The sequence below is a fragment of the Dictyobacter halimunensis genome (genome assembly GCF_036245075.1).
Map to the genome: position 1 here is coordinate 939395 of NZ_BSRI01000001.1, position 10657 is coordinate 950051.

Annotated in this window: 2 protein-coding genes; both read right to left on the reverse strand. The window is 58.4% G+C overall.

The window, feature by feature from the left end; translation table 11 throughout:
* Window positions 1–12 precede the first annotated feature (12 nt).
* Window positions 13–9606 carry a non-ribosomal peptide synthetase gene (locus AABA21_RS03820; protein WP_338247660.1) on the reverse strand — a complete coding sequence of 3198 codons (9594 nt, stop codon included), beginning with the start codon at window positions 9604–9606 and terminating at the stop codon, window positions 13–15.
* A gap of 19 nt (window positions 9607–9625) precedes the next feature.
* Window positions 9626–10651 (reverse strand): TauD/TfdA family dioxygenase, encoded by a 1026-nt coding sequence (locus AABA21_RS03825; RefSeq protein WP_338247661.1) that lies wholly within the window; start codon window positions 10649–10651, stop codon window positions 9626–9628.
* Window positions 10652–10657: the final 6 nt, after the last annotated feature.

A 10657-nucleotide genomic window follows, 5' to 3' on the forward strand; every position in this document is an offset into this window, starting at 1 on the left:
CCTCTATACTACTCAGGCATTCTTCTCAAGGAAGTATTGCGCTACTTCCTGTTCAGAAAGCTGTTCAATCTCGGCTAGCATCGCCGTAGCCTCGGCATCATCCTCATCAACGTCAAACGATTGCAGGTGGGCAGCGAAGTCCGCCAACACCGGTTTTTCAAAGAGATCGCGTAAAGGCACATCGATCTGGAGCATCTGGCGCAGATGTGAGAGCAACTGGGTCGCCAGCAGCGAATGGCCGCCGATTTCAAAGAAATTGTCATAGATGCTGATCATTTCCAGACCCAGAATCTCTTTCCACAGATCAGCGACAATCTCCTCGACCGCGTCGCGTGGCGCCACCAGCTCGCGTGCGCCCTGGCTTGCAGCCTGCTCAGGCGTGGGTAGAGCGCGGCGGTCCAGTTTGCCATTGGCAGTTAATGGCAGTTCGGACAGGCTAATGAACAGCGATGGAAGCATGTAATCTGGCAGGACAGTCTGCAATTGCCGGCGCAGTGCCCCGGTCTCCCAATTGCTTTCTTCCTCCTGCACCAGGTAGCCGACCAGCCTCTTGCCTCCCCGACCATCCGCCGCTACCTGCACCGTGCAACCTCGGATCCCCGGCAGCTTGCGCAGCTGGCTCTCGATCTCCCCCAGCTCGATGCGGAAGCCACGAATCTTCACCTGCTGATCAATGCGACCCAGATACTCCAGCTCGCCCGCTCCCCGATAGCGCACCAGGTCTCCCGTCTGATACAGCCGCTCCCCCGGCCCTCCAAAGGGCGATTGGATAAAGCGCTGCGCCGTCAGCGCCTCGCGATGCAGATAGCCCGAGGCCAATCCCGCTCCCCCCACGTAGAGTTGCCCCGCCACACCTACTGGCACCGGCTGCAAGCGCTCACCCAGCACGTAGAGCTGCAGGTCGGGCATAGCGCAACCGATCAGGCTACCACGCCCCTGCTCCACATCCTCCCAGCGGATCCGCCGATAGGTGACATGCACCGTGGTCTCGGTGATCCCATACATGTTGATCAGCTGCGGCTGCTCATCCCCATGCCGCTGCAGCCAGAGTCGCAGTCGCTCCAGTTCCAGTGCCTCGCCTCCAAAGATCACATAACGCAGGGCCAGGGCTGAATTGATTTCCGGCTCATAGCTCGCATCGACCTGCTGCAGTTGCTCAAAGGCCGAGGGCGTCTGGTTGAGCACCGTCACCTGCTCGCGGAGCAGCAGCAGATAGAATGCTTCTGGCGTGCGACTGGTCTCGTAGGAGACGACCACCAGCTTGCCGCCATGCAGCAGCGCGCCCCAGATCTCCCACACCGAGAAGTCAAAGGCGTAGGAATGAAACAGCGTCCACACGTCCCGCTCGTTGAAGCGGAACCAGTGCTGTGTCGCCGCGAAGAGCCGCTGCACATTGGCGTGTGAGATGCACACGCCCTTGGGCTGCCCCGTCGAACCCGAGGTATAGATCACATAGGCCAAATCCCGGGGGCCATTCACTGGCTCTGGATTGTGCATCGGCTCCTGGGTGATGCTGGCCTCTGGCTCATCGAGCAAGAACAGTTGCAGCTCGGGCTGATCCGCGAACAGCTGGCTTTGCGCCTGCTCGCTCACGATGCGCGCCACTCTGGCATCCTCCAGCATAAAGCGCAGCCGATCCGCCGGATAGCTGGGATCCAGTGGTAGATAGGCTCCGCCCGCCTTCAGGATACCCAACAGGCCCACCAGCGTGTGCACCGACCGATCCACACACAACCCGACCAGTTGATTGGGTCCTACTCCCTGCCTCCGCAACGCGTGGGCCAGCTGATTAGCTCGCGCATTGAGCTGTGCATAGCTCAATGCATCGCGCTCGTCAGCTACCGCTATCGCCTTGGGATGGGCTTTGACCTGTCGCTCAAAGCTCTGCACCAGCGTCTCGCTCACCGAGAAGGTCTGCCGGGGCTCATTCCAGTCCACCAGCAGTTGCTGTTGCTCCTGGGCGCACAGGAAGGAGATCTCCTGAATCGGCGTCTCCGGCTGACTGACCAGCGCGCTCAGCAGGCGCTGCCAGTGCCCGGCCAGCCGCTCGATCGTCTCGGCTTCAAACAGATCGCTGTTGTATTCAAACTCGCACAACAGGTTCTGCGTTGTATCCACAACCGTCAGGCTCAGCTCAAACTTGGCGGTGGTCGCTTCACTACCGGGAAGTTCGACTTCTAAGCCCGGTAGCGTCAGGGTATTTGGCGCTACGTGCTGCACGCCGAACAGCGCCTGGAACAACGGAGAGCGGCTCCGATCTCGTTCGGGCTGCAGCGCCTCCACCAGCTTTTCAAAGGGGACATCCTGATGGGCATAGGCTTGCAGGGCCACCTCTCTCACCCGGTGCAGGACCTCGCGGAAGTCGGGATTGCCCGAGAGATCGCTGCGCAGCACCAGCGTATTGACGAAGAAGCCGATCAAGCCCTCCACCTGCTCCTGGGTCCGATTGGCGATCGGCGTCCCGACGCTGATATCCTCCTGTCCGCTATAGCGGCTCAGCAATACCTGCCAGGCCGCCAGCAGCGTCATAAACAGCGTGGTCCCTTCGCTCTGCCCCAGCTGCTTGAGCCGCTGGCTCAGCTCACTCGACAATTCATAGCGCAGACAGGCGCCACGATGGGTCTGCACCGCCGGACGAGGGTGATCGGTGAGCAGGGCCAGCGGCTCAGCACCTGCCAGTTGCTCTTTCCAGTAGGCCAGCTGAGCGTCCAGAACCTCGCCTTGCAGCCATTGGCGCTGCCACAACGCGTAATCCGCATACTGCAGCGGTAATGTGGCCAGGGGAGAAGGCTTCCCGTTCACATAGGCCGTATACAGCTGGCTGATTTCACTGATCAGGATGTTCAGAGACCAGCCATCGGCGATACTATGATGCAGAGTCAGCAGGAAGATGGCTTCCTGGGCAGAGATCTGCAGCAGGCGGGCGCGGAACAACGGACCCTGCTCCAGATCAAAGGGCTGCTGTGCCTCCTGCTCGATCAGATCCTGAACCGACTGATCCTGCTCAACCGGCTCAAGCGAAAAGACAAAGCTCGTGCATGGATCGATCTGCTGGTGCGCCTCGCCATCAATAATCACAAAACGGGTGCGCAGGCTCTCATGACGGCGCACCACCTCATGGATGGTTCGCTGTAGCGCGGACACATTCAATGCGCCGCGCAGGTGCAGGGCCAGTGGAATGTTATAGGCGATATTCCCCGGCTCTAGCTGTTCCAGGAACCACAGGCGCTGCTGCGCGAATGAAAGCGGAGCCAGATCGTGTGGAGTGGCCTCGATCACCGGCGCGGCGGCCTGCAGTTGATCCTGCTCCTGCAGGTGTTGTGAAAGCAGAGCAATGGTTGGTGCTTCAAACAGGACTCGCAGGGCGATATCGATATTTAGCAGCTTACGAATACGCGAGGCCAGCCGGGTTGCCAGCAGAGAATGACCACCAACCTCGAAGAAATTATCGTGGATACCAATCTGCTGCCGCCCAAGGATCTGTTGCCAGATCTCAAGCAACAGCTCCTGGAGAGGATTTCTGGGCGCAGCCTCCGTGGTAATGGCCGAGGCTTGCTCAGTCTCTATCGCGGGCAGGGCACGCCGATCGACCTTGCCATTGGCGGTCAATGGCAGCCGCTCCAGAAAGATGATGTGCGACGGCAGCATATATTCTGGCAGCGTCTCGCGTAAAAAGGCCTTCAGTTCGGCGCTGGTAACGCTGGCATCCTGCCGCGGAACCACATAGGCCACCAGGACCTTATCCCTCTCACGCGTCTGAGTCACCACAATATGATCGCCGACGGCTGGATGTTGAGCGAGCACAGCTTCAACCTCGCCAGGCTCGATACGGAAGCCACGAATCTTGACCTGAAAATCGCGGCGACCGACAAATTCCAGGCGACCATCCTCCCGATAGCGTACCAGGTCTCCTGTGCGGTACAGACGCCCGCCCGCTTCCTGCGCAAAAGGATCTGGAATGAAACGCTCGGCGGTCAGTTCCGGATGGTGCAGGTAGCCGCGCGCCAATCCATCGCCACCGGTATAGAGCTCACCAATGACGCCCGTAGGCGCCGGACGCAGATGCTCATCCAGCACATAGATGCGCGTATTGGCGATCGGATAGCCAATGGGAACGGTATCGCCCGGCTCATCCCCCTGCTGCATGGGATAACAGGTGGTGAAGGTTGTATTCTCGGTCGGGCCGTAGCCGTTGATCACCACGCTGTCAGGCGCATGGCGCAGCAGGCGCTGAACATGCGGGACCGAGAGCACATCGCCACCGGCCAGAATATATTTCACCTGTGCCAGTTCTTCAACATGCTCATCAACCATCTGGTGGAACAGGCCGGCCGTCAGCCAGAGCACGCTGACGCGCTCGGAGCGCACTATCTGTGCCAGTTCCGCCAGCGATGGCTTCGCCACCGGTGGAAGGACTAAGCGAGCTCCATTCAACAGGCTCCCCCAGATCTCAAGTGTCGAAGCATCAAAAGACGTTGCCGACAGCTGCAGAAAGGTTTCCTGCACGCTAAAAGGGAGATAGGTTGTGTTTTTCACCAAGCGCACCACACCACGCTGAGGAACCGCTACCCCCTTTGGCTTACCAGTTGAACCAGAGGTATAGACAACATAGGCTAACTGATGCGCGGCGACAGCAATGCCAGGATTCTCGCTACTGTAGTCTGGAACCAGGCACTCTCGCAGCGTCAACACGGTCGGAGCGGTCTCCAACCGAGCAGAAAAATCCAGACGACCGGCAAGATCGCTACTGCTGAGCACCAATTTTGTGCGCGCATCATCAATAAGCAGCGCAAGGCGCTCCTGAGGATAGGTTGGATCTAATGGCAGGTAGGCCGCGCCAGCCTTAAGGATGCCTAGCATGCCGACAATCAGGGCCGGTGTGCGCTCGGTATATACACCCACCAGGTCTTCATCGCGTACGCCATGCGCCCGCAAGGCATGGGCCACCTGGTTGGCGTGCGCGTTCAATTCGGCATACGTCAACTCAACATCTTGCCACTTGACGGCGATAGCATGCGGACGGGTCCGCACCTGCTCGTGAAACAACTGTGCAATACTGACATCGCGCGGATAGTCGGTCGCTACCCCACTCCATGTATCCAGCAGCATCTGCTGTTCCTGTTCAGGCAACAATGAAAGATCGGCCAGGGCGCTCGACGGACTGGCCACGATCGAGGCCAGCAAGGTCAACCAGTGCTGCTGCAGCCGCTCAATGGTCTGATCTTTAAACAGGTCGGTGTTGTACTCAAACCAGCAGACCAGCGCGGAATCATCCTGGCTGGCGATTAAGCTCAGATCAAACTTGGTGGTCTCATGCGCCAGCTGAACGGTATCCACCGCCAGGTCTAAGAGCTGCTCCTGCTCTCCCTGATCGACATTCTGCAGGCTGAACAGCACCTGGAACAGTGGTGAACGACTGGGATCACGCTCAGGTTGCAGCACCTCGACCAGCTTCTCAAACGGCAGATCCTGATGACTATATGCATCCAGGGCCACCTGGCGTACCCGCTGCAGCAGTTGGGTAAAGGCTGGATTGCCCGAGAGATCGCTGCGCAGCACCAGTGTATTGACAAAGAAGCCGAGCAATGCCTCAACCTCAGTCGAGGTACGATTGGCGATCGGCGTCCCCACACTGATATCGGTCTGTCCCGCATAGCGGCTGAGTAGAACCTGGAAGGCGGCCAACAGGGTCATAAACAGGGTCACGCCTTCACGCTGGCTCAGCAGTTCTAAATCCCTCCCCAGCTCGGCAGGGATAACGAGCTTCTTTCGCGCGCCGCGATAGCTCTGGACAGCGGGCCGCGTGAAATCTGTCGGCAGATCAAGGGCTGGCGCGGACGCCAGCTGCTGCTGCCAGTAGGCCAGCTGGCGCTCAAGCACCTCACCCTGCAGCCAGTTGCGTTGCCAGACCGCGAAGTCCCCATACTGCACAGCTAATTCGGCCAGTGGAGATGCAAGGCCTTTATGATAAGCAGTATAGAGTGCATTCAATTCACCCAGAAAGACGCTGGTTGACCATCCATCCCAGGCCAGGTGATGCACATTGACAAACAGCACATATTCTTCTGCCGCGCAGCGAATGATAGCGCTACGAATCAACAGCTCGTGCTCAATATCAAAGGGGATCAGCATCTCGGCCTGCAAGAAGCGTAGCAGACAAGCTTCGACCTCTTCCGCCTCCGTACTCGCCAGATCCACATGTCGCACCTGGAACGCCGACAGATCTTGCACCTGTGGCAAGGGCTGACCAGACTGGTCAACAAAAACGGTGCGCAGCACCTCGTGGCGGCGCACAATCTCCCGCAGGCTCTGCTCCAGGGCGCTCACGTTCAGCGTGCCCTTCAAACGCAGGACCAGGGGGATCGTATACGCGGTACTTTCTGGCTCAAGCTGCTGCAGGAACCAGAGGCGCTGCTGCGCGAACGAGAGCTGCACCCTTTCAGTTGCCGCCACCGGGACCAGCGGTTGCAGGGCCGTCCCATGCGCCTGACGGAGCGCGCCCTCGACATAGTGTGCCAGCTGGGCGATGACCGGCTTATCAAAGAGCACATTCAAGTTCATCTCTATATGGAGCGCGGCACGCATCCGCGCGACCAGCTGGGTAGCCAGCAGCGAATGACCGCCGATCTCGAAAAAGTTGTCATACAGCGGCACTCGCTGGCGATGCAACACCTTGCCCCAGATATCAGCGATCAGTTGCTCAATTGGAGTCCTGGGCGCGGCATAGCTCCCCTGCTCCTGTCCCTCGACGCTGCCCGGCTCTGGCAGGGCGTGGCGATTAATCTTGCCATTGGAGGTAAGCGGCAAGGCATCCAGCACAACGATATGCACCGGCACCATATAGGCGGGAAGCTGTTGCTGCAGAAAAGCCTTCAGAGCAGGGAGCGCCAGCGGCTCGGTCGCGCGCGCTACTACATAGGCCACCAGCTGCTTGTCACCGGCCCGGTCCTCACGCACAACCACTACATTCTCACGCACAGCGGGAAACTGGCTGAGCAAAACTTCAATCTCACCCAGCTCAATGCGAAAGCCGCGAATTTTCACCTGATGGTCGATACGCCCGATGTATTCAAGCACCCCATCGCCGCGATAGCGAACGACGTCACCCGTCTTGTAGAGGCGCGCACCAGACCTGCCGCTGAAGGCATCGGGGATGAAACGTTCAGCGGTTAAGCCGGGGCGATTGAGATAGCCACGAGCGACGCCATCACCTCCGATATAGAGCTCGCCAGGCATACCGGCCGGCAGCGGCTGCAGACACTCATCCAGCACGTACAGCCAGGTATTGGCGATCGGCGTCCCTATCGGGACCGCTGAGGGTAGATCAGCGGAAAGCGGGGCATCATAGATGCAGCATCCTACCACCGTCTCGGTTGGTCCATACTCATTGATCAGGCGCGTCTGAGGCGCGAAATCACGCCAGGGCAAGAGCTGTTCCGCCAGTAGAGCCTCCCCACCGATCACCAGGGCGCGAGTGGAGGCGGCAAACTCTTCTGGTCGCAACACCTGGTTCAACATCTCCAGGTGCGCGGGCGTAATCTTTATCAGGCTGTAGTTGTGGCCCTGCTTCATAACCGCGGCCAGGGCCTCAATATTTTGCGCTTCAGGGACCAGTGTCACACCGCGTCCACTGAGCAAGGGCAGGAACAGACTGGTCACCGTCAAATCAAAGGCCAGCGAAGAATGAACCGGCGCCCCGCTGCCGGACTCGACGGCGTAAAATTGCCGGGCCCAGCAGAGGTAGTTTGTCAGTCCCTGCAGTGTAATCATGGCCCCTTTGGGTTTGCCCGTTGAGCCGGAGGTATAGATTACATAGGCCAGATTGCCAGGCTGCGTCTCAAGAGCGAGGTTGGTGCTTGCACTGCTTGAGATCACCTCTCCGTGCTCTTCGAGCAGGATCATAGGGGTTACCTGCGGGAGCAGAGCGGAGAGGTCGCCGGTTGTCAGCAAGAGCACCGCCTGCGCATCCTCAATGATAAAGTGCAGCCGCTCCTGCGGATAGGTAGGATCCAGGGGCAGATAGGCGCCTCCAGCCTTGAGGATCGCCAGGATACTGACTACCATCTCGCAGTTGCGAGGCAAACAGATACCAACCAGGGTCTCCGCGCCAACCCCACGCGCGCGCAGAAAACGCGCCAACTGATTGGCGCGGGCATTCACGCTGGCATAGGTGAGCTGCTGCTCGGCATCCCGGACAGCGATCGCGTCGGGGGTGCACTCAGCCTGCAGTTCAAACAGCCGGGCCACCCCTGTCTGCGCGGGATACTCGCTGGCGGTAGCATTCCACGTCTCCAGCAGCTGCTCTCGCTCAGCTTCACTTAAGATTGGCAGCACACCAATCAGCGTCTGGGGAGCCTGGACAGCCCGCTCAAGCAGAGTCAGATATTGCGCGGCCAGGCGCTCGATAGTTTCCTGTGAGAAGGAGATTGCATCGTATTGCCATTGGAGCGCCAGCTTCTTGTCATGCTCAATAACGCTCAGCTTGATTTTCGTTGGAGCACTGTGGATACTACTCGTGCGCATGGCAATACTGCCATCCGCCAGTTGAGACGCAGTTGGTAGTACCACCGATACGAAGCTAAATGGGACCGCAACATTGCCCGGCTCATACTCGAAATATTGCTGCATCTCGTCAACTTCGTTCCGGGTCGCCTGCGTGGCCGCTAGCGCATCCAAGAAGGACTGCCGATCATAGAGACGGCTGGCGAACGGCACAAACTGGGTGACGGGACCAGCAACCTCGGTCAGTTCATCATAGATGCGCCCATTCATGGCCAGCCCAAGCTGAACCTCGCTCTTGCCGCTCAAGCGCCACAATAAGACGATCCAGGCGGTCAGCAGGCTCTGTTCAACCGTACTCTGCTGAATGGCAGAGAAGTGCTGCACCTGGGCATATAGGGCGGGAGATACCGCTTGCTGGTAGATCTGAGGAATGGAGGACGAGCCACGCGCAGCGAGCGCTTTACGCTCTCCTGGCAGGGAGAGATCGGCAAAGGCGGAGGCCCGCTGCTTCTGCCAGTACGCTCTCCCAGCTTCACCCTCTTCATCCTGCAGCAGCTCATTCTGCCATTCAGAAACCTGCAGATACTGCACCAGCTCTTCATCATCGTTGGGAATCGATGCGGGTGCATCGTATGCCTGCGCCACCTCTTTCACAAATTGCTGCAGGGTCGCCTGGTCGGCGTTGAGGGCGGGCAGGGTCATAATCAACAGAGCGTTGTGGGCCTCAAGGGAGACATAGTGCAGCAGAGCCAGTGGGCCATGTTCCAGATCGAATACATGCTCACGTTCCTGTTGCACCAGTTCTTCCAGCACCACTTCCCGTTCGGCTACCGCCAGGTCTCGCAGATCGGTCATCTTCCAATCGTAGAGAGCCTGCTCCTGTACCACCTGAAGTGGCATCGACGTACCGGACAGGACAACAAAGGTCGTACGAAAAATCTCATGGCGCAACAACACCTGTTCGCAGGCCAGCTTGAGCCGCTCACTGACAAGATTGCCAGTGAGCTCAACAACGGCCTGCGCGTAAAATCGATTCCCCTGCTGCGCACCCCAGAGGTAATGCTGCTGTGGAGAGAGGCGATAGCCTTCAATTGTTTTTTGCACGTGCTTTTTCCTCGCCAGACTATAAGTCATTCAAACTCATCATGCCGCCCATCGCGACATAGAGCTTACGCGCGCCTTTAAAGGGATTGCGGGCATGCGCCATCAGCATGTTGTCCAACATTACAATGTCGCCCTGCTGCCAGGGAAAACTGATCTCATTGCGCTCATAGACCGCGCAGATATGCTCCATCACCTCGTCGGCAATGGGACTCCCATCTCCCAGGTAACAGCAACGCGGCAGATCATCTTCGGCGAAGAGCTCGAAGAGGGAGGCCCGTACATCGGGGTCCAGGCAGGCGGTATGCCAGTGTGTTGCCTGGTTCCACCAGACCTTCTCACCGGTCTGTGGATGCTTCAGGACGGCGGGACGGATCTGGAAGGTTTTCAAGCGGTCATTATCTTTCCACTCGAATTCGATATGTTCACGACGGCAATACGCCTCGATCTCGCCCTTGTCTTTGGTGCGAAACACGGTCTGCCAGTTTAAGCCCAGGCCGGTGCCATAGTTACGCACATACATCACATTCTTCTGCTCAAACTCCGCAACAATGGCCGGATCGATCTGCTGATAAATGGCGCGGCTATCCACAATAGGTGTTTCGCCACCCTGGTCGGCCGGTCGACCACAATGGAACCAGATCTTGACGGGCCAGGTAGCATTAAAGGAATTCTCATTGTGCCAGAGCAGCTTTTTCTCCGGAGGATAGAAGACCGGCGTGTAGATGTTGCCACTGATCTCCTCGCGCGGATGCTCCCCATTCTCGCTGTACAGATCCTGGCACAGGGTACTGGCGAACTCCTCAAATACCAGCGGGTTGGCCAGCTTAAAGCCACGGAAGAGGATCGCGCCATGCTTGAGGAGTTGCTCCTCAAGCATAGCGGTATTGTCTTTGGCCCAGGCAACAAGGTCCACACTGCTCTCAACAGGCTGGATAACCAGTGGAGATACACCTTCTCGATTGGGCAGCGAACCTAAACTGACCAGTTGAGCCGGCTGTACAACCACTTTCGGTTTAATATGTTTAAACTTGTTGATCGCGCTCATAACAGT

What these genes read in the sequence shown, in the direction of transcription:
- AABA21_RS03825 (WP_338247661.1), bottom strand. Translation starts at nt 10,651, where the DNA reads ATGAGCGCGATCAACAAGTTTAAACATATTAAACCGAAAGTGGTTGTA.